The following is a 23,880-nucleotide window of genomic DNA, read 5'->3' as shown; positions in this document are numbered from 1 at the left end:
GCTTGTTTCAAACTTTTGCGTTCATTCTGCAAGCAGAATGTTTACTCACTCGTTGTTCAGTTTTCAAAGATCAAACTCGTTTTTTCGTCACCATTTTCTCTCAGCGGCGACTTTTATAATATATCATACTTCGTTTGTTTTGGTCAAGTGTTTTTTTGAAATTCTTTTTCGAAGTTCGTAATGAACTCCTTCATTTCATCTAAAGCATCTAACCAAGCAAGCAAAGCAACGAGATATAATGTACCATATAAATATCCCACGAGTCAACTATCCGAACAAAGAAATTTTCAAGCCTAATAATAGCCCCACACCTGGCAATCCCAAAACAGTTACAGTCCCTATCGTTGCAGGGTTCAGTGGGATGTAGGTTCCTGTAATCCAGCCGGAATAATTCACTATATATATCCCTACTGCGGCCAACACCAGATGAATTCCGAATGACGTAAGAAACGATAATCCTAGCCGTTTTCTGAATAAAACAACGATAAGCCCCAGTAATGAAATAATCAATACACTTCCTAGTATGATACTCTTCATATGTTACACCTCCGTGTTTAATGTAAGCATGACTACATACTAATTCCTCGCTGTGATGTAACATCATCCGCTCTGGCACGCTTTGCTCTTCTCAAGTGGATCTGGTACTTCCGCTCAGCTGCCTCTAATACATAAATGGCATAATCAATCTCATCCTGCCCCTGTGCATCTTCGAACTGTCTCATAGCCCGCTCCCATTCCTGCTTAGCCATCTGAATATCTGCATAGATCTGTTCCGCCTCAAGTTCCTTCAACATTCTGTTGTGCTTCTCTACCGAGTTCCGTGTATTTCGCCACAAAAACATAAACTCTCCCCCTCCTGATCAGCAAAGCATATTCTCATACTTATCAGGGAAAGGACAAACTTAGAACTCAGGCATTCATTTTCTTCACAAAAAAAAGAGAGCCCTAAGGCTCTCTTTGCACATCGAAACTTATTTAGCATCCGAAGTTTCCAAGGAAGTTCGCTGCGTAATACAAATTGATCACACTAACGCATCTCCCTGCGCCCTTCCAACGCTTTGGAAAGGGTCACTTCATCCGCATACTCAAGATCGCCACCTACAGGCAATCCATGCGCAATCCGGGTCACACTGATCTCAAACGGACGCACCAAGCGGGAGATGTACATCGCTGTAGCCTCACCCTCAATATTGGGGTTCGTCGCCAGAATGATCTCTTTTATACGTTCATCACTTAATCGAATCAGAAGTTCCTTCAAACGAATATCATCTGGGCCAATTCCCTCCATAGGTGAAATCGCACCCTGTAACACATGATAGTATCCATCAAATTCCTTGGTGCGCTCCATGGCCACCAGATCTTTCGAATCCTGAACTACACAGATTACAGAGACATCCCTGGACTTATCCTGACAGATACGACACGGGTCCGTATCAGTGATATTACAACATACAGAACAGTAATGAAGATTACGCTTCACACTTACGAGCGCTTTGGCAAAATCGATAACGTCATCTTCCTTCATGTTAAGCACATGAAAAGCTAAACGCGCTGCCGTCTTGGGACCTACACCCGGCAACCGGGTGAAGGCATCAATCAGCTTGGCTATTGGTTCGGGATAATACAATCGATTGTGTCTCCTTTGACAGGATCAATTTTTAATTAAAATAATCCCGGAATATTCATGCCGCCTGTGAACTTGCCCATATCCTTGTTGGCAATCTCATCGGCTTTGGCCATTGCATCATTAACTGCTGTCATAACGAGATCCTGCAACATTTCAACATCTTCCGGATCTACCGCTTCAGGTTTGATCGTGATAGCAAGCAATTTCTTGTGTCCGTTAACTTCAGCCGTCACTACACCGCCACCAGAAGTACCTTGGACTGTTTTGTCCGCCAGTTCCTCTTGTGCTTTCAGCATTTGCTCCTGCATTTTCTTCACTTGTTTCATCATTTGGTTCATGTTGTTCATAATTATTCATCTCCTTTGTTATGGTTATCGCGCTATGCGCATTATTCTTTGATCACTACAAGGTCCTCACCAAAGAGCTGGATGGCTTCATCAATCCATGGCTGCTTGTTGCTTGAACCGCCGTCTTCATGCTCAGGTTCAAGCTTAAAGTCCTCCTTTGGCGTTTCAGAAGCTCCCTCCGTTGCTCCGGTCCAATCTTTGAGCATCATCGTCACCAATCGTGCAGGTCGCCCAAGCTGTTCGGACAACACCCGCTCAATGACTTCACGGTTAGCCTGCTTTTCCGTTGTTTCACGGTGAATGTTGTTTTTAAAAGCAACCAACACATTGTCTTCAAGCAATGATACCGGCTCACCATCCACAAACCAGGCGTGAACGGTAACCCGCTCTTCCTTCACTCGTTGCAGGATCTGACTCCACTTTTTGCTAATCTCTGCGAACTCAGGGGCTCCCTTGCGCGCAACATACTGATCCAACTGTGCAGGAAGCTTCGCAGGGGAGTTGCCTCTCGATACAGGGGCCCTTGTTGCCGGGCGAGATGGAGCACTCGATGAACCTTCTCCACCAGACAAACCACTTTTTAGTGCACGATCCAACTTCTTCTCCAACTCAGCAAGCTGCTGCTTCAAGCGGTTGATCTCTCCCCCATCAGCAGGTGCTGCATGAGCTGAAGCTCCCACCTGAACAGAAGCCTCACCTTGAGCTGGAATACTACACAGTTTAAGCAATGCAACTTCGAATAATGTCTGTGGTTGTACTGCATACTTCATTTCACTCTGGTACCGATTAAGGGTATCAATCATGTGGAATAGTTGTTCCCTGGTGAATGACTCCGCCATATCACGGAAAGACTCCGGATTAAGTACCCGGTCCGTCAGTTTGTCTGCATCAGGTACCATCTTAATCATAAGCAAATCACGGAAATAATACAGTAAATTCTCCATACACTTGTCTGCACTCTTTCCTTCATGCATGAAACCTTCAATCATCTGCAAAATATGACCAACATCACCCTTGAGCAGCGAAGCAGCCAGTTTGGCAAATTGCTCTGAAGCAATTCCACCCGTCATGTCCATGACCTGCTGGTACGTTACTCGTCCATCCGTAAATGAAGAGATCTGATCCAGCACACTAAGTGCGTCCCTCATTCCACCGTCCGATAAACGGGCAATGTATTGAAGTGCATCCTGGTCAGCCTCCATGCCTTCCTGTTCACAGATCAGTGTAAGTCTTGCTGTCTGCTCTTCCAGGGATACCCGGCGAAAATCAAATCGCTGACAGCGCGATATAATGGTAGCCGGAAGGCGGTGTGGTTCCGTTGTTGCTAAAATAAACATCACATGTGGTGGTGGCTCTTCCAATGTTTTGAGCAAAGCATTGAATGCCTCCGTTGTCAGCATGTGCACTTCATCAATAATATAGACTTTCTGCCGGACCTCGGTTGGCGCATATTTAACCTTTTCCCGAAGATCACGGATTTCTTCAACGCCCCGATTGGATGCAGCATCAATCTCCTGCACATCCATCACAGCGCCAGTCGTAATTCTGCGGCAAGCTTCACACTCGTTACAAGGTTCAGGCGCAGGCCCACGTTCGCAGTTCACAGCTTTGGCCAAAATCTTGGCGGCACTTGTCTTTCCCGTTCCTCTGGGCCCGCTAAATAAGTAGGCATGGGAAGTCCGCTGTTCACGAATCGCGTTCTGCAAGGTCTGAATAATATGCTGTTGCCCCACCATATCTTGAAACGACTGGGGACGCCAAGCCCGGTATAACGCGATATGCTCCATGATGCGTTACCTTCCTTCCACTTCGCATTCGAGTCCTTTGTCGTTCCCCTATTATACTATATTCTAGGGTGAATCCAAACTTTATCTGACTCATTCATGCGTGGTTTATTAAGACATATCAAAAAGACCTCTGCATACATACAACTGCAAAGGTCTCTACATTTAAATGGTAAGCCGTGCACCTGCTATCGATATTTGCGATCCAAGTGGCACCCCTGAACAATAGCTCGGGCTAGGCAACCCTCCGGCACAAGAGTGATCTCACTTATGGCTGCTTCCTTCCGGACCTGACCAGGTTCATGAGTACTCATTGCGGAGGACCCAACCGTCAACACCACGTTTAGGGACCAAACCTCACATCGGCAAAACCTCTAGCAGGAATTCAACCTCGCTATAGCGGATTGCGAGTTACAGGGCACCGCTACCTCCCCATCTAGCACGGTAAGAAATAGTATAACGTAAGGTTATCCAAATTGCAACCAGAGGAACGTGAATGCGATTATGCTTACATATAACATATAAAAACCCCTGCCAGATCAGCAGGGGTGTGTTGGATGCAATTAGCAGACAACTCCAAGAATTGTCCAATTAGATTCCGTATTTCTTTTTGAAACGATCAACACGGCCGCCAGCATCGATAAACTTCTGTTTACCTGTGAAGAACGGGTGGCACGCGGAGCAAATCTCTACACGAAGTCCGTCTTTAACCGAACCTGTCTCAAAAGTATTCCCGCAAGCGCAAGATACTTGACCAATCGTGTAATTAGGATGAATTGCTTCTTTCATTACCTTTCACCTCTTTCCGCCCTGAGCCTCAAGCGGACCCAGAGTAAATGGCACAACCCTGAGATTATAACACGGCCTTGTGCCTGTTGCAATCCATTATTGTTAAGAGGTAATCAACCGTTTTGGGCGCGCCATTCCAGCTGGTGGAACATGGGTGTACGATCCGATCACAACATCAGGCAACTCGTCTTCAAAAATCTCAATCATCTGCTTCATGCCCAAGATATCACCTTGAGCTGGAGGAATTAATTCAAGATAGCTCTCCGGATCAATATTGAGATTACGCATCTGAATCAAGCGTAGATCGGTTCTTCTCGCAAACTCAATCATCGCCTCAATCTCTTCTTCACGGTCTGTTACGCCCGGGAAGATCAGATAGTTAATGGACGTGTATACACCCTGCTGCGCTGCGTATTTCATCGATTTCTCAACATTGGCTAAGGTATAACCACGCGGTTTATAGTAGGCGTTATAGTGGTCATCCAGTGCACTAATTGTACTTACGCGCATCAGATCCAATCCAGCATCTACAATACCCCTAATGTGATCGTTCAGACCAGCATTGGTATTAATGTTGATATACCCCATGTCCGTTACGGAACGCACTTCGCGAATCGCTTCAATAATCAGCTTGGCCTGCGTGGAAGGCTCCCCTTCACAACCTTGTCCAAAACTAATGATGGACTCCGGGGTCTTCAGGTGTTCCAGCATAACCTCCACAATCTCATCCACACGTGGTCGGAAGTTCATACGTGTCTGCGGGGAAACAAAACCGCTATCATCCGGTTGCTCGGAGATACACCCGAAACAGCCCGCATTGCAAGAATAGGATACCGGTACTCCACCTTCCCAACGATTCAGGAACGTGTTCGACGAAGTTAGACATTCATATCCGAGCGCACAATTGGACAGATGGGTATAAAGACGGTTCTCAGGATATTGCTCCGTCAACCGTTTAACCCCGGAACGTACATCATCACGATCACAGTTCAGCGGATTCCATTGGTCAGGACTATCCGACTTCGCAGCCGTGACATAGAAACCGCCATCTTTCCAAACTACTGCGGAATAACCGAACAAAGGCAGCTTATACTCCTTATCCGTCTTCACATATCCAGGGAGACACAAACGAGTGAATCCCTGTGGAAGCAACGCACCTACAGCCTGTGTGTCCGTTGGCATTGGCAGCATCTCACCGGTATCCGGGTCCATACCAATGGGCCGGGTGCTCGGGAGTCCAACCAACGTTGCACCCTCTGGCAAAGGGATGAGTTCGTCTTCCATAATCTCAACGATCATATCTCCACTGCGGGCAAGCCCGTACAGGGAAGGATGATCAAATACATTACCTTTTTCATCTGCGTATACTAAATACATGATGTTCTCCTCACATCTAATGGGTTAAACCTAACGACGAGTGTATTGTAACATTTACAGCAATGCTGCAAAAAGAAAGTGATTAATTAAACGACACTTACGTCGATGTACCTGACGTAGCTGTCTGTCTAGGTGAGCGACGGGTTGTTGTTGTCCCCGAATTGCTTGTCGGGCTATTACCAGCCGAATCAAATGCCGCCAAAAACTCTGCATTTGTCTTGCTGTTACGAAGTTTTTTTAGGAATCCTTCAACAAAGTCATGGGAATCATTCATGTTTTTACGAATCGCCCAGATTGTATCCAACTCTTCCTTGCTGAGCAGCACTTCTTCACGACGTGTACCGGAACGACGAATGTCGATTGCCGGGAATATGCGGCGCTCTGCCAGACGACGGTCCAGATGGAGCTCCATGTTACCTGTACCCTTAAACTCTTCATAAATGACGTCATCCATACGTGAACCGGTATCAATTAATGCCGTTGCCAGGATGGTCAAGCTTCCGCCTTCTTCCACATTCCGGGCAGAACCGAAGAAACGTTTCGGACGATGGAATGCAGCTGGGTCAATACCACCACTAAGCGTACGACCGGATGGTGGAATAACCAGGTTATATGCACGGGCAAGACGTGTAATGCTATCCAGCAGGATAACGACATCCTTTTTAGCCTCAACCAAACGAAGCGCACGTTCAAGCACCAATTCCGCCACCTTGATATGATTCTCAGGCAGTTCATCAAATGTTGAAGCCACAACTTCCCCTTTTACCGAACGCGACATATCCGTTACTTCCTCTGGACGTTCGTCAATCAACAGGACAAACAGTTCAATTTCAGGATTGTTAGTTGAGATGCTGTTGGCAATTTCTTTGAGGAGAAGCGTTTTACCCGCTTTGGGAGGTGCTACGATCAATCCGCGCTGTCCCAATCCTACCGGGGCGAGCACATCCATAATTCGTGTGGACAAATGGTTGGGGGATGTTTCGAGAACCAGTTTTTTCTGCGGATACAGTGGGGTTAGTGCCGGGAAGTGAAGTCGCTCTGCAGCCGCCGATGGATTCTCACCATTTACAGCGTTGACTTGCAACAAACCGAAGTATCTCTCGTTTTCCTTAGGCGTTCTACACTTACCTGATACGAGGTCACCTGTTCTTAGGTCAAACTTGCGAATCTGAGAAGCTGAGATGTAAATGTCTTCCGTACTTGGCAAGTAGTTAATCGGCCGAAGAAATCCGTAACCTTCAGGTAAAATCTCGAGTACGCCTTGCATGAACATCAGGCCGCTTTGTTCAGCTTGTGCACGTAGTATAGCAAAGATTAATTCTTTCTTTTTTAACGTACCATAGTAAGGAATCTGATATTTTTTGGCCAGTTTGTAGAGGTCCGTTAGTTTCATTTCTTCCAAATCGGAAATTTGTAGATCCATATAATAACCACCTATTCAATTAATAAGTCCGTGTGAAATGGATAGTTTCGCTAGATGTTCCGGCTATAGAGAGCGGCGTCTGCCACAATCCCTTCTGTCCATTGTACGGAATGTAACCGTTATAATGCAAATACTTGTCTTTGAGTGTAAGTTTCCGGGTGGGATGGCCAACATTCGGCCAGATCCGCTATTGAGTGAACGATGCATTGAGGCGATCAATCCGGATAGACCGGCTATGGAGCGCAGTTCAAACAAAACCGGGGGTTGGGGATGAGAAATGATGTTCTTACAGCCATATGAAGTTTAATTCAAAAAAAGACCCTCCGGTAAAGGAAACAGAAACATTTCGTCTTATGCCGGAGAGACTGAGAACTCTATTAAAACAGGTTTACCTAATTATCAAAAGATATGCAGTTCAGTTAAAATAAACATGTGTAGGACTGAATCATGCATAATGCTTCCTATTAATCAGTTTCCCGCCATACATCTGCACCGAGCAAGCGCAGATTAGTCACCAGATGATCATAACCGCGGTCGATATATTCGACCCCCGTCACTTCAGTCACACCTTCACTGACGGTGAGACCGGCAATCACCAGCGCTGCTCCAGCGCGAAGATCGGATGCTTTTACTTTGGCCGCGTTTAATGCACTGCCTTCGATAATCGCTGACCGTCCTTCTACTCGAATCTTTGCGCCCATCCGTACCAACTCAGGCACATGCTTGAATCGATTACTGTATACAAAGTCGCTCAGGACACTCACACCCGTTGCCTGTGTTAAAACACTGGTCATGGGTGACTGTAGATCCGTTGGGAAACCAGGATATACAAGCGCCTTCACGTCCACGTGGTTATAACTTGGTTTACCAATGACACGTATACTTTCATCCAATTCCTCAATGCCAACCCCCATCTCCAGCAGCTTTGCCGTTAAAGCCTCCAGATGTTTGGGAATCACATTGTCAATCAGAACATCTCCGCGCGTCGCCGCTGCAGCGATCATATACGTACCTGCTTGGATACGGTCCGGAATGATGGAATGACGGCAGCCTTTAAGCTCCGAGACTCCTTCAATACGGATCGTTTCGGTACCTGCACCCTTAATGCTGGCACCCATGGAATTCAGAAGTGTTGCTACATCTATAATCTCAGGCTCTTTAGCCGCGTTTTCGATAATTGTAGAGCCTTTGGCACGAGTAGCCGCCAGCATGATATTAATGGTTGCGCCGACACTGCTTACATCAAGATAGATTTTTGCTCCGCGCAGCTCTTTGGCATGCAAATGAATGGAGCCATGTTCGTTTGTTACGGTTGCGCCAAGCGCTTCAAACCCTTTGATATGTTGATCAATTGGACGAGGCTCAAAATTACAGCCCCCTGGTAAACCTATGGTCGCTTCTTTGAAACGCCCTAGTAATGCACCCATCATATAATACGAAGCGCGAAGCTTCTTCACGGGACCATTCGGCATAGGAATGGATTTGATGTCAGAAGGGTCAATCTTCATCTGACTGCCTTCCCAAGTCACACGTGCTCCGAGTTCCTCCAAAATTTCTGCATAAACCGCCACGTCACTCAAAAGCGGCAGGTTGTCCAACACGACTTCTGACTCGGCAAGCAATGCTGCAGGAATAAGCGCAATGGCGCTGTTCTTGGCGCCGCTTATAGTTACAGTTCCCTGTAACGGACGTCCGCCACTAATCATCAATTTTTCCATAAAGCTTAATGTCCCCCTACGTGTTTTGCAGCCGATGAACGGCAATACGTGCTGTTGGCTTCCGATGTAGAAATAAGGTGTGAAAATGGAAAGACACCGGCTAGGCGGTGTTTTTCCATTTCACAGTATGGAACTGGTAAAGTTAAATTACGCTTTGTTGTTAGAACCAAACTCGCGGATTTTACCTTTAACGGTTTCTTTGATTGCATCACGGCCTGGTACGATGAATGTACGTGGATCGTAAGCATCTGGTTTAGCTGCAAGCACTTCACGAACCACTTTTGAGAAAGCAATTTGGTTCTCTGTGTTTACGTTAATTTTGGAAGTACCCAGGGAGATGGCTTTGTCGATGTCGTGTTTAGGAATACCTGTACCACCGTGCAATACGAGTGGAACTTGTACCGCGTCACGAACTTCTTCCATCTCTTTGAAGCCCAGGTTAGGCTCACCATGGTAAGGACCGTGTACGGAACCAAGAGCTGGCGCCAATGTGTCGATACCTGTTTCTTTAACGATACGGATACACTCGTTCAGGTCAGCGTACATGATTCCGCCGATAACGTCGTCTTCTTGTCCGCCTACAGTACCTACTTCAGCTTCTACAGAAACGCCTTTAGCGTGTGCATATTCAACAACTTTTTTAGTCATTTCGATATTTTCATCGATAGAGTGGTGGGAACCGTCGATCATAACGGATGTAAATCCAGCATCGATCGCTTCTTTACACTTGTCGAAGCTTGAACCGTGGTCCAGGTGAATTGCAACTGGAACAGTGATTTTCATGTCGTGAATGAGTCCTTCTACCATTTTAACTACAGTGTAGAAGCCGCCCATGTGACGTGCTGCGCCTTCGGATACACCCAGGATTACTGGGGATTTTTCTTCTTCAGCTGCACCAAGAATCGCTTGAGTCCACTCAAGGTTATTGATGTTGTATTGACCAACTGCATATTTTCCTTCAAGTGCTTTGTTCAACATGTCTGTCATAGATACTAATGGCATGGTTTCAATCCTCCTAGGGGTTTGGGTTGTGTCTATGGTTTTTAGCCGAAATCACATACGGGCTTATTATACCACATCCCATGTCAAATACTAAACAAGCATTTGCAAAAATGCTGTGCTTTGCAGCACAGTTTTCATAGACACCGCTTTATAACTTCCCCATTTCCAATATTCCCCGGATGAAGGAGTGAAATACCCCATTCTCCCACCAAGTACCTTCTATGTACTCAACACGCAAAAAAATCCTGTATCAACAGGATTCAGCTGCATTTATTGGCCGTACCATTGCGAAGTTGCATATTCACAGCCACTCGCATCTCGTCGATATCAAATGGTTTCGTAAAGTGCATGAGCGCTCCGAGATCCGTGGCTTCCTTAATCATGTCCAGTTCACCATAAGCGGTCATCATGATGACCTTGATACCCGGATCGATTTCTTTAATATGCTTCAGAATTTCCAGACCATCCATCCCAGGAATCTTCATATCGAGCAATACCAGGTCAGGCTTGTCATTATTCACAATCTCCAGAGCAACCTTGCCGTTGGGTGCTTGAAACGTGTTATACCCCTCACTGCTGAACACTTCCATTAACAGGATTCGAATACCATTCTGGTCATCAACAATCAAAACTTTTTTATCTTCCACTCTGTAACCTCCTAGAATTAGGAAAGCATGTACATCTTTGAATCTGGATAACTATCCCATAGTCGTCATGATAAGTATTCTACCTCTTCCATTAAAATCCCGCTACATTCACAAAATGACAAAAAGCATATCCATCTGCTTTTTACGCAAAAAAAGGGATGTTCTGGCATCCGCTATGGTTGCCAGGAACATCCCAATATCTATTACGTTAACATTAATACGTTGTATTACTTCTGCGCATTCTCCAGAGAAGCTTTTACAAACTCACGGAACAATGGTTGCGGACGGTTCGGACGGGAAGTGAATTCCGGATGGAATTGTACCGCCAGGAACCATGGGTGTCCTGGAAGTTCCACGATCTCAACCAGACGTCCATCCGGGGATGTACCCGAGATAACCAGTCCTGCTTTTTCAATCGTTTCACGGTATTCATTGTTGAACTCATACCGGTGACGGTGTCTTTCATACACCAGCTCGTCATCATAACAAGCCATCGCCAAAGAACCTTCCTGAAGCTTACAAGGATACAGCCCCAGACGCATCGTGCCACCCAGATTCTCGATATCTTTTTGCTCAGGCAACAGATCGATCACAGGGAATTCCGTAGCCGGATTAATCTCGGAGCTGTTCGCACCATTCAAACCAACGATGGAACGTGCATATTCAATAACGGAAACCTGCATACCCAGGCAAATACCGAAGAACGGAATTTGTTTCTCACGAGCATAACGGATTGCCGATACTTTACCTTCAATACCACGATCTCCGAATCCGCCAGGAACAAGGATACCGCCAATACCATGCAACAGGTCGCCTACATTCTCATCCGTAATATCTTCAGAAGGAACCCAGCGGATTTTCACATCAGCATTGGATGCAAATCCTGCATGAGACAACGACTCAACAACACTCAGGTATGCATCATGCAACGCTACATATTTACCAACAATAGCAATCTCAACTGTATGCTCCAACTTGTTGATCCGGTCAACCAGCCCTTCCCACTCGCTCATATCCGGTGCAGGAGTAGTCAGTTTCAGGTGATTTACCACGATCTCATCCAAGCCTTCTTCACGCAGGTTCAGAGGTACTTGATACAAGGTGTCTGCATCACGACATTCAACCACGGCATTCTCATCAATGTCGCAGAAGAGGGCGATCTTGGCTTTCATGTCTTTAGACAATTCATACTCCGTACGGCATACAATCACATTCGGTTGAATACCAATGCTGCGTAATTCCTTAACACTATGTTGCGTTGGTTTTGTTTTCACTTCACCAGCTGCTTTGATATAAGGAATAAGTGTTACGTGGATGTACATCACATTGTCGCGACCTACATCACTCTTGATTTGACGGATAGCTTCTAGGAAAGGCAAACTCTCAATGTCGCCCACTGTTCCGCCAATTTCCGTAATAACCACATCCGAACCCGCTTCACGTCCAGCGCGGAATACACGCTCTTTGATCTCGTTCGTAATGTGTGGAATAACTTGTACCGTTCCACCCAGATATTCCCCACGCCGCTCTTTGCTGATGACGGAAGAGTATACTTTACCAGTCGTGACGTTGCTGTTTTTGGAGAGATTGATATCAATAAACCGTTCATAGTGGCCAAGGTCCAGATCCGTTTCCGCGCCATCATCCGTTACAAAAACCTCACCGTGCTGATAAGGACTCATTGTTCCCGGGTCGATGTTAATATATGGATCAAATTTCTGGATCGTTACCTTAAGCCCTCTGTTTTTCAGCAATCTGCCCAGAGAAGCAGCCGTAATCCCTTTGCCTAGGGAGGACACAACTCCGCCCGTCACGAAAATATACTTTGTCACTGTTATTACCCTCCTAATATAAGTACAGAAATTCAGGCGATATATGGTGTTATCGTAACCTGTTTCCCAGGTAATCATCGTTAAAAAGAGCAATGGCAGAAATTCCCTGCATCTGCGAACTGCTCTTTCTGCGAAGACGGTTTAAATACACGTTGTTCTACAGCAAAAAATAGTGCAAATATTCCGGTAGCCTTCATTCCATTAGGTGTTTTTGATATACAAAAACGGGCCACGAAATGTTGGCCGGGAGCATACGGAAAGAAATCATTTTGCAAAATTATGCCTCTAAAAATACAAAAAAAAGTACTCCCGCAGGACGGGGCACCTTCTATAAAAAACATAAATATATTGTCGCTCATTCATAAGCCCATGCAATAGTTTACCCGTTACCCCGTCTGCTGTCAAGGCTGACTATTCCGGGGAAACGGGTAAATTATAGACGTCAAAAATGACTACCGATTATCAGAATCGTCGTCAAATTCATCCTCGTTTTCGGACTCTTCTTCGTCTTCTTCGAGGTCTTCATCTTCCAGATCGTCATCTTCAACCAGCACTTCTTCTTCGCTGTCTTCTTCATCAAAGATGTCATCTTCGTCTTCATCTTCTTCGTCTTCTTCTTCGTCTTTATCCGTGCTGTCGAAGTCTTCGTCACTGTTATAGCTGTCTTCTTCTTCACCGAAGTCTTCATCTTCCAGATCATCGTCTTCATCGTTGATGATACGCGGACGCTTCGCACCCGTCATGGAATCTTCTGTTCCGGCTACCGGATACCAGCGCTTCAAGCCCCACAGACTTGTACCGACGCAAGCAAAACGGCCATCGATATTAATCTCGGTATATAGCTGGGCGATAAACTCGTTGATTTCTTCATCAGTCATTCCGCGCTGCTTCGCTACCTCATTCATCAAGTCACGATAGTAATACGGCGTATTAGCCGCTTTCAGCACCATAAAGGCAAGGTCCACCAAAGGGATCTCTTTTACCTTTTCTTTATCAATTTTCAGGTTGAGCGAGGTACTCACTGCAGACACTTCCTCTCACACAAAATTCACTTTTTAACCCCTACGAACTGGACTGTTACGTATAACATATCCATTAACAAACCTAAGTAAAACCTATTTAGCGTTAAAAAGCAAGTTTTTATGTACGGATGTGGCGCAAATGCGGAGAGCAGCAACAATATGTCCATATATTAAACGTGAAGTGACATCGTACCCACAAGAATATCCTCTTTTGTCAAAGAGACAACTCCATAATAAAAAAGACGGAGTCCCCTCCGCCTTCTGACTGTATACCCTTGGAGGATTACTCCTCACCAGGTTCCCCGCAAGAGCCCTCTAGCTCTCCATCCATCATATGTCCCTGCGCCCGTTTTGACACGAAGAGAATGTGTTTTTGTAAAAAAAGGGCAAGTTCCCCATGCGGCGGGATGAGCGCATTCATAGAATACCTCAGCATGTTCATCCCGAAGGGGGCTGCCCATTATGGACTATACTGGTTTATTGCATCAATTGATTGACGGAATGCGACGCCCTGAACCAGAACAGGGAGGGCGATACTTGATCCGATTTGCCAAACCACAGCAGTACGAGGCCTGTCTCGTCGAATTGTCTCGAATGCGGAATGAATTCACCGACCTTGGGGCTGTCCGTTCCTCGCGACTGGCTCGTTCCATTATCGCTCCAGTCCAACGCCCGGAGGACCTATACTGCTATGGGGATGAAATTACGATTGAAGCAGACGTACCTATCTCCCTTCATGCCACCGCACTCCACAGCAAACCGAGCAATGCTCAAGGCATACCCTGGGGAGTGAAGCAGATTAGGGCGCCCAAAGTATGGTCTGTGTCTACCGGACACCGGATTAAAATCGGTGTGATTGATACAGGTGCTGATTATCACCATCCTGATCTTCGTTATTCCCTGGCACGCGGAATCAATCTGTTAAACCGCAGTCTGCTTCCTCATGATGATAACGGACACGGCACCCACATTGCAGGGACTATCGCTGCTGCCAACAGTACTGCAGGCATGATTGGTGTAGCTCCACGCTCCCTGATCTATCCGGTGAAAGCATTTGACCACAACGGATCGGCTTATGTATCCGACATTGTACTTGGCATCGACTGGTGTGTACGTAACAAGGTCGATATCATCAATATGAGCTTTGGCATGAAAACACGCAGCAAGGCGCTTCTTGACGTTGTCAATCGTGCATACCATGCTGGAATCGTCATTGTTGCTTCGTCAGGAAATGACGGCAAACGCCGCAGTATTGATTATCCGGCAAGGTATCCGCAAACCATATCCGTTGGGGCAACCGACAAAAACAGACGTATTGCGTCCTTCAGCAATCGTGGCGCATATGTGGATGTCTATGCACCCGGTGATAAGATTGTCTCCTCCTGGGTACAAGGCAAGCATCACGAGATGAGCGGCACATCCATGGCGACGTCCCATGTGAGTGGGGCTATCGCCTTGCTGCTTTCAAAACATCCGGGTTTGTCCCCCAGCGAAATCAAGACACTCGTCAAACGTGCTACGATCCCGCTGCGCGCCCGCAAGACCACCACCGCAAAAAGCAAGGTGCGAGGTGGTGAGATTGATGCCCTGAAACTAATGCAGGAGGGCGGGGAGTGAGCCAGCTCTGCCAGCCGTCAGCAGCACTTGATTGAGGCTCGTGGCGAAACGCAGTAGCCCGACCCAGGCAGTACGTATGAGGGAGTATTACGTAGTGGCTGAGACTCTAGGTTACGCCCGCTGTGATGTCAGGGCAGGCTAGTGTACCTTGGACCAGGCATTTCGTTTTCTTCAACTCCGGGTACACAACCAAAAAAAGTCTCCATGTACCACGTTGAAGACACTCAACGTGGACATGGAGACTTTTTGCCTTAGGCAGAGCGGCGGTAGGCTGCGAGCCTGGAATTTACATTTTGTCTGGAGCGGTTACGCCTACCAGACGAAGCGCCGTTGCGATAACGGTACGCACAGCACCGATCAGCGCAAGACGTGCTTGAGTTTGCTGCGCATCTTCCGTAATGACACGTTCTGCACGGTAGTAGCTGTGGAACAGGGATGCCAGCTCGTATACATAACGGATGATACGATGAGGTGCATATCCTGTTGCCGCTGCCGAGATTTCTTCAGGCAGCTCTCCCATTTTGCGGAGAAGGTCATACTCGTGCTCTGTTGTCAGCTTGGACAGGTCGATCTGTGCCAGTGGCAGCAGTTCAATACCCTGTTCTTCAGCCTGACGGTATACGCTGCACACACGTGCATGAGCGTATTGCACGTAGAATACCGGATTCTCATTGGATGTCGAAATCGCAAGGTCCATGTCAAAGTCCAGATGGGAGTCCATACTGCGCATTGTGAAGAAGTAACGGATGGCATCAATGCCGACTTCATCCATCAGATCTTCCATCGTTACAGCTTTACCTGTACGCTTGGACATCTTCACTTTTTCACCGTTCTGGAACAAGCTCACCATCTGTGCAATCAAGACCACCAGTTTCTCAGGGTCATTACCCAGTGCTTGCATCGCAGCTTTCATCCGTGGAATATATCCATGGTGATCGGCACCCCAGATGTTGATCATCGTGTCGTATCCACGAGCATATTTGTCGCGGTGATAAGCAATATCTGGCGTCAGGTAAGTATACGTGCCATCGTTCTTGATCAGTACACGTTCTTTGTCGTCACCGTACTGCATCGTTTTCAACCAAGTTGCTCCATCTTGCTCATAGATCTCATTGCGGTCACGCAATTCATCAAGTACTCGCAGCACTTCTCCGTTGTCGTACAGGGAAGTTTCGCTGAACCAGATGTCAAAGTTAACACGGAAGCGATTCAAGTCACGTTTGATCTTGTCCAGTTCCTTCTCTAGGCCAAAGTCACGGAAATAAGCCGCACGGTCACCCGGATGCATGGACAGCAATTCGTCACCCTTTTCAGCAACAAGCTGCTTGGCGAATCCTTTAATATCTTCACCGTGATAACCGTCTTCAGGCATCTCAGCATCCTGACCCAGCTCTTGCAGATAACGAGCTTCAATGGAACGAGCCAGATTAAACACCTGATTACCTGCATCATTAATGTAGTATTCACGGGTTACATCATATCCTGCGTAGTCAAGGATGTTACATAGTGCATCACCTACAGCTGCTCCACGGGCATGGCCCAGATGCAGGCTGCCTGTCGGGTTGGCACTAACAAACTCCATCTCGACTTTGCGTCCTTCTCCGATGTTAATTCTTCCGTAATCTTCACCCTGCTCCTGCACAAGCGCAAGTACTGGATAAAGGTAACTCTTGTCCAATTTGAAGTTAATGAATCCTGGGCCCGCAATCTCAGCCTTCTCGATTCCGGCTTCAGCCAGATTCAGATGGGCAATGATCTCTTCAGCAATCTGACGCGGATTGCGCTTGGCAATCTTGGTCAGCTGCATGGCGGCATTGGTCGCCAAGTCCCCGTGTGTCTTCTCACGCGGCACTTCCAATGTGATGGCTGGCAATTCGTCCTGCGTAACAATTCCGGCTGCCACAATGGCGTTGCCGATGGCCGTACTTACCCGTTCGTTAATCGTATCTAGTGGATTACGTGTCATGAAATTGGTTCCTCCTGTATATGCAAACTAATCGCGAAATGTCCGGATTCTTCATCAAAGCGGTAAAAGTCGTAGCTCCACGCTGCGCGTGCGCTCAATCCCTGAATGGAAAGTTCCAGCTTCTGTGTATGCGTGGACAGGGCAAACGACATGTATGGTGATCGGTAGAAACCAGGAAGCTTCCGATTCAATTCAAAAGTCTGCTCCGATTCCACCTCACCATGACGTATAATCTTGATGGATTGTCCGCCCAGCTTCAATGTTGTGCGGGTTGTGCCTCCCTCAGGTCCAACCTGCGGTTCTTCATAACGCACATAAAGAACGGACCCTTTTAACACAGCTTCACCCTGCATTTCCTGCAGCACATCTTCACCTTCATAACGGCTGTGCAGCCGGATGTGTACCGGTCGCATGTTCGACATGAATGTTAACCTCCATTATATTCGAGGCGACGCAAAATCAGGCACGGCCGGTGAGAACAGCCCTTCCCGTATTGTTGTGTCGCTATACGCGCTCATATTCCCGGATAGCTCGCTATCCTACACTCTACTGTATAACTATATCCAGTTCCCTCGCTCAATTCAAATCCAAATTCAGAGTTTTTTCCTCATCAAGCCAAAAAAGAAGAGCCGCACTTGTAAAGTGCAACTCCCTTTTGCTTCATTATAATAAGATTCGTTCATCCGATCAGGCCCATTGGGATTCATAAGGAAAAGGACATGTCGACTCACTCAGCTTCGCTCGCACCTGTACGAGACAGCCACAATACCGACAAGTTGTGCCATATTGCAATCCCGGACAAGCAGAGCAGATGGATAGCCGACGTTCATATTCCTCATCCTGTACCGTCGGACGCGAACGCGAGGCAATCTCCACAAGTCTGGCCATTTTGGTATCGCTAATCTTCACATCGTACTGATCATTACAGCCCTTGCAAGGTTCCTGCCTTTTCATCATTAACTCTCAACAGCGATGACCCCAACCGATGCTGGAGGAAGAACAAAACGCAAGGTGTTATTCTCCAGTGTGAGTCCTTCCCACGCCACAGGTTGAACATGATCCGGCTGTTCAAAGGTATTGAATGCACCAAAATCAGTATGGTACAGAATCTGCCCAGTTACTTTAGCCGCTTGAGCTGCGTCCAGCTGACACACAACTTCCAACTCATCGGTATGACTCAGATTACAAGCTGTCACATGAATGACCCCATCCTTGTTGCGGGAGGCTGACAAGCTGAGCTGAGGAATGGTTTCTTCTCCGAAGGTATACCCAGGGCTTTCAAAATTCAAATCCAGTCGCTGCGCGTCCATATGAACCTGATACATATCAAACACATGATACGTAGGTGTCAGGAGCATTTTGTCCCCTTCCGTGAGCACAAGCGATTGAAGTACATTGACGATCTGCGCAAGATTTGCCATGTGTACCCGTTTATTATGTTGGTTGAAAATATTCAGGTTAACACCTGCAAGCACAGCGTCCCGCATCGTGTTCTGTTGATACAGGAATCCTGGATTGGTTCCCGGCTCAACGTTATACCACGTGCCCCATTCATCCACAATAATGCCGACTCTGCCCTCTGGATCATATTTGTCCATAATCTCGGAGTGCTTCACCAGTAATTCATCCATATGGAGCGTCTTTTTCAAGGTGGTGAACCATTCAGCCTCACCAAATCCTGTAGCTGCACCTTTATCAGTCCACTCTCCTGTAGGGATGGTGTAATAATGAAGACTAATCCCATCCATAAAGCGAGCAGCCTCCCGCATCAGGACTTCCATCCATTCATAGTTGCCTTCGTTGGGCCCACAAGCGATTTTATAAATCTCGTTCCCGGAATAGTTACGTACATATGTAGCATACCGGCGATATTCATCCGCATAATATTCAGGACGCATATTGCCGCCGCATCCCCAGTTCTCATTTCCCACGCCAAAGTACTTCATTTTCCACGGTTCTTCCCTACCGTTACTCTTACGCCAGTTCGCCATCGGGGATTCGCCGTCAAACGTGATGTACTCCACCCATTCCTGCATCTCTTGCACTGTACCGCTACCCAGGTTGCCACTAATATATGGCTCCGTGCCGAGCAACTCACATAATCTCAAGAATTCATGTGTACCAAAGTGATTGTTCTCTTCCACACCGCCCCAGTGCGTATTAATCATACGAGCACGCTCACTCTTCGGACCTACACCATCTTTCCAGTGATATTCATCGGCAAAACAACCGCCTGGCCAGCGAAGTACTGGAATATTAAGCTTCTGCAAGGCCGTCAATACATCATTTCGAATACCATCGTTATTCGGAATGGGTGAATCTTCTCCTACCCACAGCCCCTCATAAATACAACGTCCCAAGTGTTCGGAAAAGTGACCATATATATTGCGATTTATTAATCCTTGATCTGAATCCGCCTTTAGAATAACATCAACCATGATTTCAACCCCCATAAATTGTATTGTTATCGCTTACAATAACTCGTTTTGGAGTAGGTTTCAACCGTTTTTATTTCTACACAAACAAGCCTCTTCCTGTGTAATTGATTAGGAAGAGGCTTGTTTGTGTAGAAATTCATACAGAGACTTACCAAATTGACTTTTATACATTTCTAATTTGGATTTGCCCGTTTGTTATTTCAGAATACAGGCTACTTAATCCTACTCTGAAGGCAACAACATTTTTTGTGTCCACGTCGTTCCACCATCCGTAGTCTGATAGATTGCAGGAGAGTTATCACTTGTTACTACGAGCCAACCCGTCTTGGCAGATGGGAACGAGATACGAGAACTGTATCCCGGATCTTTCAGGTCAATATTTTTCCACGTGGAACCTTTATCATAAGAACGTCCAATACCCACTTTGCCAGCTGCGGGTGAACCTGCAGACAGATACGCGGTCTGATTACCAATCAACGCCATGTTGCCGGGATGACCACCCGGGTTAGCTGGTCCATTTCCTTTGCCCGTACTGTTTGTACCTGGTGCAGGACCTCCCCCTGCTGTGGATTGCGCAAATACTTGGGTCCAATTCTTGCCTTGATTACCGCTCGCATAGAGGGAGTAGGATTGTTGAGACATGCCTGCATCACCATACAGAAGGGCCCATACTTGCTGGCCATGTGCATACAGATCTGCTCCGCTCCATGTGTCTGAGACAACTCGAAGAGAGGTTGTCCAGTTTTTGCCGCCATCACTCGTTTGCTTCAGATGATATCCCGATCCAGGTACAACCACCACGGCATACCCTTGCTTTTCTGTTGCAAAGGCAGCTGCACGCGTGTTGGCAGGTGTATTCATTTTACTCCAGGTTACCCCGCCATCCTTCGTCTGATATGCACCATTATAGGTGTAACCATAACCTACATCTTTATTGCGAAAATCGATTCGCTTGAATTGAATGCCCGGCGTATCGAGCCGCGTCCAGTGCGATCCCCCATCGTTGGTACGGACCAGATAGGTTGCAGGTGAATCCTTCACTCGCGCCAGCGCATATCCGTTCACATTATTCGGAAAATCAAGCTGTGTGAATTGCCACTGCCCGGTATATATGGACTGCCACGTACATCCTGCATTCGAGGTGCCCATCAGGAAGCCCTCACCCCCAGCTCGTCCAGTTGTATCATTAAGAAAATCAATGTCCGTAAATTGCAGGTGTTGCTCTTCCACACCGCTGCCCTTTTTCAATGTAGCAGATAGTCCATGATCTCCCTTTCCACATGCCTGTGAGGATGCGGCGTTAGCACCTGATAGCGTATGTACCGGACCCATCCCCCAAGCCAGCGTTAACGATAATGCGAGTGCACCAATCCGTTTCCATGTCATTGTACTCTTGGTTGTCATCGTAACACCTCCATTTATGGTTTTACCCAAATATGATGGTTCTAACGTAACAATCTGATTAACCCCGATGACAATTTCGCAAGAAAAAAACCACCTTTACCCATGATTGGATCATGTAGGCAAGGGTGGTTCATCACCAAACATTGTGTACTCTAAGTTAAATGGGATACGTCACCACAGCAAGAATAACAAAACTGATACTTAATAAAAGGCATACATATTAAGATGGAGTCATGCCAAGGCAAGATATCTGCATATGCGAGCCTATACTGATACAAGCAATAAATGGTAGAGACATAGGAACATACGTGCTATAATTGATTTTATGGACTCTTGAATAACGGTGGATGTTTTCCAGATCACGGCGCAGCTTCCCGAAAGGGGGTGACGTCGATGGTCAAACTTGTGGCGTTGCTTGATGTAATCCGATGGATTGCTGCGATCCTCAGTATTGTACTGAGTGGGCGAAAGCTTTACCGTTGGTTGCGCAAAAAGTTTCGTAGCAAGCGAAAACCCACCTCATAAGGTTGGACGCCTGACGGTGGGTTTCGCTTGAATAGCATTATTTAGTTCATGCGCGCCGTGGCAATCCACAGCCTTTCGGGTCCTAAGAGTTTTTACCGTTGACGCGGTGAAGACTCTTTTTTAGTATATGACCGAACCCGATCACCATATACTTCACGAATGTAATATATCAATTAATATACTACTGAATACTTATGTAGTCAGTATAGCACAGCTCTGTCCAAAAGTTAACAATACAAAAACGCCCTCCCCTGCCCAAATTTGAAACCGCGCAGACAGAGAGCGTTATACTTATCGATTAGTCTGTGATTATTTCACGAATCCAAGCAGCATTTCACGGATCAGCTTCGCAGCTACAATCTGTGTCTGTTGTGTTGGATCATAGATTGGTGCAACTTCAACCAAGTCACAACCAACTACATTTACATCAGATCCCGCGATCATATGAATGGCTTCAAGCAGTTCCTTGGACGTAATACCGCCCGCCTCTGCTGTACCTGTTCCTGGTGCTGCTGACGGATCAAGCACATCGATGTCGATGGTCACATACACCGGACGGTTGCCCATCTTCGGAAGAGCTTCCTTCATCGGAGCTGCCACTTCAAATGGATAGAAGTTGATGTTCTCGCGACCATACTGGAACTCCTCACGGGAACCGGAACGGATACCGAACTGATAGATGTTTTGGCCACCCATCAACTCAGCTGCTTTACGCACTGGTGTGGAGTGGGACAATGGCTCGCCTTCATAGTTTTCACGAAGGTCAGCGTGTGCATCAATATGAATCAGGATAAGATCCGGGTATTTCTTGTACATCTGTTGGATGACTGGCCAAGTAACCAGATGCTCACCACCGAGACCAACTGGGAATTTGTCGTCAGCAAGCAGACTTCCGATGTATTCATGAATTACCTCAAGGCTGCGTCCCGCGTTACCGAAAGGCAAAAGCAGGTCTCCAGCGTCAAAGTACGTCATGTCTACAATGCTTTTGTCGAGATACGGGCTGTACTCTTCAAGTCCAACCGATGCCTGACGGATATGAGATGGGCCGAAACGGGAACCCGGACGGAAGCTGACGGTGTAATCCATCGGCATGCCATAGATAACCGCTTTGGAGTTCTCATAATCCTCAGAGCTGCAAATAAATACGTTTCCTGAATAAGCTTGATCCAGTTTCATTAATGATTTCCCCTTTTATTTCGTTAAATCTTCCACGAATTTAGGAAGTACAAATGCTGCCTTGTGCAGACGCGGAGAGTAATACTTGGTATCCATCTCCGGGATTTGAGTCTCATCCACTTCGAGCGGGTCATGTTTCTTGCTGCCCATAGTGAATGTCCACAAACCACTTGGATAGGTTGGAATATTACAGCCGTACACATGTACGATCGGGAAGATTTCTTTGACGTCTTTGTTCACCTTCTGGATCAGATCCGCCTTGAACCAAGGGTTGTCCGTTTGGGCAACGAAGATTCCGTCTTCTTTCAATGCTTCGTAGATGCCTTGATAGAACCCACGCTCAAACAATGGCGCAGCCGGGCCTACAGGCTCCGTAGAGTCTACGATGATCACATCGTATTCATTTTTATGTTCAATAATATGCATGTAGCCGTCGTTTACGAGCACTTCAACATTAGGCTCGTCCAACTTGCCGGCGATTTCAGGCAAATATTTTTTGGAGTATTCAATAACTTTACCGTCAATTTCGACGAGAACTGCTTTTTCTACAGCAGCATGTTTAATGACTTCACGAATGACTCCGCCATCGCCGCCACCGACAACCAGAACTTTTTTCGGATTCGGGTGAGTGTTCAGCGCAGGGTGTGCCGCCATTTCGTGATATACGAATTCGTCTTTTACAGTCGTCATCACCATGCCATCAAGAAGCAACATGTTACCGAATTCTTCGGTCTCTACCATGGCCAAATCTTGAAAATCCGTTTTCTCTGTAACATAGGTCTGCTTAATCTTCGCGGTGATCCCGAATACCGGGGTCTGTTTCTCCGTAAACCACAATTCCATGATCTCTACCTTCTTTCCGTAAAGTTAATGATCAGCCATACCCGACCAAGTGTTGTGCACTATAATCGGTTCGCCCAAGCACGTCCAGCGTTCGGCGCCATATCGCATTATAATTGCTGGCCTGCGGGAAAGGTCCGCGGTTCACTTCATTATATAGATTAAATTGACCTGAGCGTGCAGAGCGTCTGACTAATCAATGAATCAATGACCATTCGCCTGTTCGTCCTTACGCGCTTTAGTATCTTGTGCCGAATCTTACCTTTTCATTACCCTTTTGCATTATACGCGATTGACGTTTATACTGCAAAACGGTTTTCCCGGGCGAAAATGCTACATTTTG

The 23,880-nt window shown here is 46.7% G+C and carries 23 protein-coding genes and 1 other RNA gene; 2 read left to right on the top strand and 22 right to left on the bottom strand.

Going from position 1 to position 23,880, the window contains the following annotated elements; translation table 11 throughout:
• Positions 1 to 267 precede the first annotated feature (267 nt).
• The 15 genes from FE296_RS01570 to rpoE all read right to left on the bottom strand — a co-directional run bounded on the left by FE296_RS01570 (position 268) and on the right by rpoE (position 13,568).
• Entirely contained in the window at positions 268 to 537 is a 270-nt protein-coding gene (locus FE296_RS01570; RefSeq protein WP_124118871.1) for a pro-sigmaK processing inhibitor BofA family protein, read from the bottom strand.
• Between the two features lie 32 nt (positions 538 to 569).
• Positions 570 to 794: a DUF2508 family protein gene (locus FE296_RS01565; protein ID WP_124118872.1), complete on the bottom strand. Its 225-nt coding sequence runs from the start codon at positions 792 to 794 to the stop codon at positions 570 to 572.
• 233 nt (positions 795 to 1,027) lie between these two features.
• The gene (recR, locus tag FE296_RS01560) at positions 1,028 to 1,627 is read right to left on the bottom strand and encodes a recombination mediator RecR (protein ID WP_062838113.1); all 600 of its coding nucleotides are present in this window, start codon (positions 1,625 to 1,627) and stop codon (positions 1,028 to 1,030) included.
• Between the two features lie 35 nt (positions 1,628 to 1,662).
• Positions 1,663 to 1,974: a YbaB/EbfC family nucleoid-associated protein gene (locus FE296_RS01555; RefSeq protein ID WP_036607248.1), complete on the bottom strand. Its 312-nt coding sequence runs from the start codon at positions 1,972 to 1,974 to the stop codon at positions 1,663 to 1,665.
• 41 nt (positions 1,975 to 2,015) lie between these two features.
• Positions 2,016 to 3,761: a DNA polymerase III subunit gamma/tau gene (dnaX, locus tag FE296_RS01550; protein WP_124118870.1), complete on the bottom strand. Its 1,746-nt coding sequence runs from the start codon at positions 3,759 to 3,761 to the stop codon at positions 2,016 to 2,018.
• 174 nt (positions 3,762 to 3,935) lie between these two features.
• Positions 3,936 to 4,203: signal recognition particle sRNA large type (gene ffs / locus FE296_RS01545), an RNA gene on the bottom strand.
• Between the two features lie 146 nt (positions 4,204 to 4,349).
• Complete coding sequence (rpmE, locus tag FE296_RS01540; RefSeq protein WP_036607255.1) at positions 4,350 to 4,547, bottom strand: 50S ribosomal protein L31; 198 nt, start codon at positions 4,545 to 4,547, stop codon at positions 4,350 to 4,352.
• 102 nt (positions 4,548 to 4,649) lie between these two features.
• Positions 4,650 to 5,924: a radical SAM family protein gene (locus tag FE296_RS01535; RefSeq protein WP_091039190.1), complete on the bottom strand. Its 1,275-nt coding sequence runs from the start codon at positions 5,922 to 5,924 to the stop codon at positions 4,650 to 4,652.
• 97 nt (positions 5,925 to 6,021) lie between these two features.
• A complete protein-coding gene (gene rho / locus FE296_RS01530) occupies positions 6,022 to 7,347 on the bottom strand; it encodes a transcription termination factor Rho (protein ID WP_036607258.1) in 1,326 nt (441 codons plus the stop codon).
• A gap of 464 nt (positions 7,348 to 7,811) precedes the next feature.
• Positions 7,812 to 9,065, bottom strand: a complete 1,254-nt coding sequence (locus FE296_RS01525) for a UDP-N-acetylglucosamine 1-carboxyvinyltransferase (RefSeq protein ID WP_017691290.1) — start codon at positions 9,063 to 9,065, stop codon at positions 7,812 to 7,814.
• 147 nt (positions 9,066 to 9,212) lie between these two features.
• Positions 9,213 to 10,067, bottom strand: a complete 855-nt coding sequence (gene fba / locus FE296_RS01520; RefSeq protein ID WP_124118869.1) for a class II fructose-1,6-bisphosphate aldolase — start codon at positions 10,065 to 10,067, stop codon at positions 9,213 to 9,215.
• 260 nt (positions 10,068 to 10,327) lie between these two features.
• Positions 10,328 to 10,714, bottom strand: coding sequence for a response regulator (locus FE296_RS01515; RefSeq protein ID WP_017691292.1), 387 nt, complete (start codon positions 10,712 to 10,714; stop codon positions 10,328 to 10,330).
• Positions 10,715 to 10,941: 227 nt separating this feature from the next.
• Entirely contained in the window at positions 10,942 to 12,546 is a 1,605-nt protein-coding gene (gene pyrG / locus FE296_RS01510) for a CTP synthase (RefSeq protein ID WP_076217010.1), read from the bottom strand.
• An 80-nt stretch (positions 12,547 to 12,626) separates the two neighbouring features.
• Complete coding sequence (locus FE296_RS32595) at positions 12,627 to 12,905, bottom strand: hypothetical protein (RefSeq protein WP_190944986.1); 279 nt, start codon at positions 12,903 to 12,905, stop codon at positions 12,627 to 12,629.
• Between the two features lie 93 nt (positions 12,906 to 12,998).
• Positions 12,999 to 13,568: a DNA-directed RNA polymerase subunit delta gene (rpoE, locus tag FE296_RS01505; protein ID WP_124118867.1), complete on the bottom strand. Its 570-nt coding sequence runs from the start codon at positions 13,566 to 13,568 to the stop codon at positions 12,999 to 13,001.
• A gap of 462 nt (positions 13,569 to 14,030) precedes the next feature.
• Between rpoE and FE296_RS01500 the strand changes: the two genes are divergently transcribed.
• Positions 14,031 to 15,185, top strand: coding sequence for a S8 family peptidase (locus FE296_RS01500; RefSeq protein ID WP_124118866.1), 1,155 nt, complete (start codon positions 14,031 to 14,033; stop codon positions 15,183 to 15,185).
• A gap of 286 nt (positions 15,186 to 15,471) precedes the next feature.
• On the opposite strand, the gene argS is transcribed toward FE296_RS01500, so the two are convergent.
• The 5 genes from argS to FE296_RS01475 all read right to left on the bottom strand — a co-directional run bounded on the left by argS (position 15,472) and on the right by FE296_RS01475 (position 20,993).
• A complete protein-coding gene (argS, locus tag FE296_RS01495) occupies positions 15,472 to 17,151 on the bottom strand; it encodes an arginine--tRNA ligase (protein ID WP_124118865.1) in 1,680 nt (559 codons plus the stop codon).
• Positions 17,148 to 17,573, bottom strand: a complete 426-nt coding sequence (locus FE296_RS01490) for a YwiB family protein (protein ID WP_017691299.1) — start codon at positions 17,571 to 17,573, stop codon at positions 17,148 to 17,150. Before FE296_RS01490 ends, argS begins: the two co-directional genes overlap by 4 nt.
• A gap of 265 nt (positions 17,574 to 17,838) precedes the next feature.
• The gene (locus FE296_RS01485) at positions 17,839 to 18,108 is read right to left on the bottom strand and encodes a DUF6171 family protein (RefSeq protein WP_223868733.1); all 270 of its coding nucleotides are present in this window, start codon (positions 18,106 to 18,108) and stop codon (positions 17,839 to 17,841) included.
• On the bottom strand, positions 18,108 to 19,589 hold the full coding sequence (locus FE296_RS01480) for an alpha-N-arabinofuranosidase (protein ID WP_150364098.1): 1,482 nt from the start codon (positions 19,587 to 19,589) through the stop codon (positions 18,108 to 18,110). The genes FE296_RS01485 and FE296_RS01480 overlap by 1 nt, the downstream gene beginning before the upstream one ends.
• A gap of 222 nt (positions 19,590 to 19,811) precedes the next feature.
• The gene (locus FE296_RS01475) at positions 19,812 to 20,993 is read right to left on the bottom strand and encodes a WD40/YVTN/BNR-like repeat-containing protein (protein ID WP_150364097.1); all 1,182 of its coding nucleotides are present in this window, start codon (positions 20,991 to 20,993) and stop codon (positions 19,812 to 19,814) included.
• Positions 20,994 to 21,386: 393 nt separating this feature from the next.
• On the opposite strand from FE296_RS01475, the gene FE296_RS33705 reads away from it, so the two are divergent.
• Positions 21,387 to 21,518, top strand: a complete 132-nt coding sequence (locus FE296_RS33705; protein WP_017691304.1) for a hypothetical protein — start codon at positions 21,387 to 21,389, stop codon at positions 21,516 to 21,518.
• Positions 21,519 to 21,827: 309 nt separating this feature from the next.
• Here the strand turns inward: FE296_RS33705 and speB are convergent, their stop codons facing one another.
• Together speB and speE are read right to left on the bottom strand one after the other, a co-directional pair.
• Entirely contained in the window at positions 21,828 to 22,697 is an 870-nt protein-coding gene (gene speB / locus FE296_RS01470) for an agmatinase (RefSeq protein ID WP_017691305.1), read from the bottom strand.
• Between the two features lie 15 nt (positions 22,698 to 22,712).
• Positions 22,713 to 23,540, bottom strand: coding sequence for a polyamine aminopropyltransferase (gene speE / locus FE296_RS01465; RefSeq protein ID WP_017691306.1), 828 nt, complete (start codon positions 23,538 to 23,540; stop codon positions 22,713 to 22,715).
• Positions 23,541 to 23,880 lie beyond the last annotated feature (340 nt).

The organism is Paenibacillus sp. UASWS1643 (genome assembly GCF_008693195.1).
Lineage (GTDB): Bacteria > Bacillota > Bacilli > Paenibacillales > Paenibacillaceae > Paenibacillus > Paenibacillus amylolyticus_B.
Note: the sequence above shows the minus strand (reverse complement) of the source record. Positions and strands in the feature narration are given on the sequence as shown.

What these genes read in the sequence shown, in the direction of transcription:
- FE296_RS01570 (WP_124118871.1), bottom strand. Translation starts at nt 537, where the DNA reads ATGAAGAGTATCATACTAGGAAGTGTATTGATTATTTCATTACTGGGG.
- FE296_RS01565 (WP_124118872.1), bottom strand. Translation starts at nt 794, where the DNA reads ATGTTGAAGGAACTTGAGGCGGAACAGATCTATGCAGATATTCAGATG.
- FE296_RS01555 (WP_036607248.1), bottom strand. Translation starts at nt 1,974, where the DNA reads ATGAACAACATGAACCAAATGATGAAACAAGTGAAGAAAATGCAGGAG.
- dnaX (WP_124118870.1), bottom strand. Translation starts at nt 3,761, where the DNA reads ATGGAGCATATCGCGTTATACCGGGCTTGGCGTCCCCAGTCGTTTCAA.
- rpmE (WP_036607255.1), bottom strand. Translation starts at nt 4,547, where the DNA reads ATGAAAGAAGCAATTCATCCTAATTACACGATTGGTCAAGTATCTTGC.
- FE296_RS01535 (WP_091039190.1), bottom strand. Translation starts at nt 5,924, where the DNA reads ATGTATTTAGTATACGCAGATGAAAAAGGTAATGTATTTGATCATCCT.
- rho (WP_036607258.1), bottom strand. Translation starts at nt 7,347, where the DNA reads ATGGATCTACAAATTTCCGATTTGGAAGAAATGAAACTAACGGACCTC.
- FE296_RS01525 (WP_017691290.1), bottom strand. Translation starts at nt 9,065, where the DNA reads ATGGAAAAATTGATGATTAGTGGCGGACGTCCGTTACAGGGAACTGTA.
- fba (WP_124118869.1), bottom strand. Translation starts at nt 10,067, where the DNA reads ATGCCATTAGTATCTATGACAGACATGTTGAACAAAGCACTTGAAGGA.
- FE296_RS32595 (WP_190944986.1), bottom strand. Translation starts at nt 12,905, where the DNA reads ATGAGCGACAATATATTTATGTTTTTTATAGAAGGTGCCCCGTCCTGC.
- FE296_RS01500 (WP_124118866.1), top strand. Translation starts at nt 14,031, where the DNA reads ATGGACTATACTGGTTTATTGCATCAATTGATTGACGGAATGCGACGC.
- argS (WP_124118865.1), bottom strand. Translation starts at nt 17,151, where the DNA reads ATGACACGTAATCCACTAGATACGATTAACGAACGGGTAAGTACGGCC.
- FE296_RS01490 (WP_017691299.1), bottom strand. Translation starts at nt 17,573, where the DNA reads ATGTCGAACATGCGACCGGTACACATCCGGCTGCACAGCCGTTATGAA.
- FE296_RS01485 (WP_223868733.1), bottom strand. Translation starts at nt 18,108, where the DNA reads ATGATGAAAAGGCAGGAACCTTGCAAGGGCTGTAATGATCAGTACGAT.
- FE296_RS01480 (WP_150364098.1), bottom strand. Translation starts at nt 19,589, where the DNA reads ATGGTTGATGTTATTCTAAAGGCGGATTCAGATCAAGGATTAATAAAT.
- FE296_RS01475 (WP_150364097.1), bottom strand. Translation starts at nt 20,993, where the DNA reads ATGACAACCAAGAGTACAATGACATGGAAACGGATTGGTGCACTCGCA.
- FE296_RS33705 (WP_017691304.1), top strand. Translation starts at nt 21,387, where the DNA reads ATGGTCAAACTTGTGGCGTTGCTTGATGTAATCCGATGGATTGCTGCG.
- speB (WP_017691305.1), bottom strand. Translation starts at nt 22,697, where the DNA reads ATGAAACTGGATCAAGCTTATTCAGGAAACGTATTTATTTGCAGCTCT.
- speE (WP_017691306.1), bottom strand. Translation starts at nt 23,540, where the DNA reads ATGGAATTGTGGTTTACGGAGAAACAGACCCCGGTATTCGGGATCACC.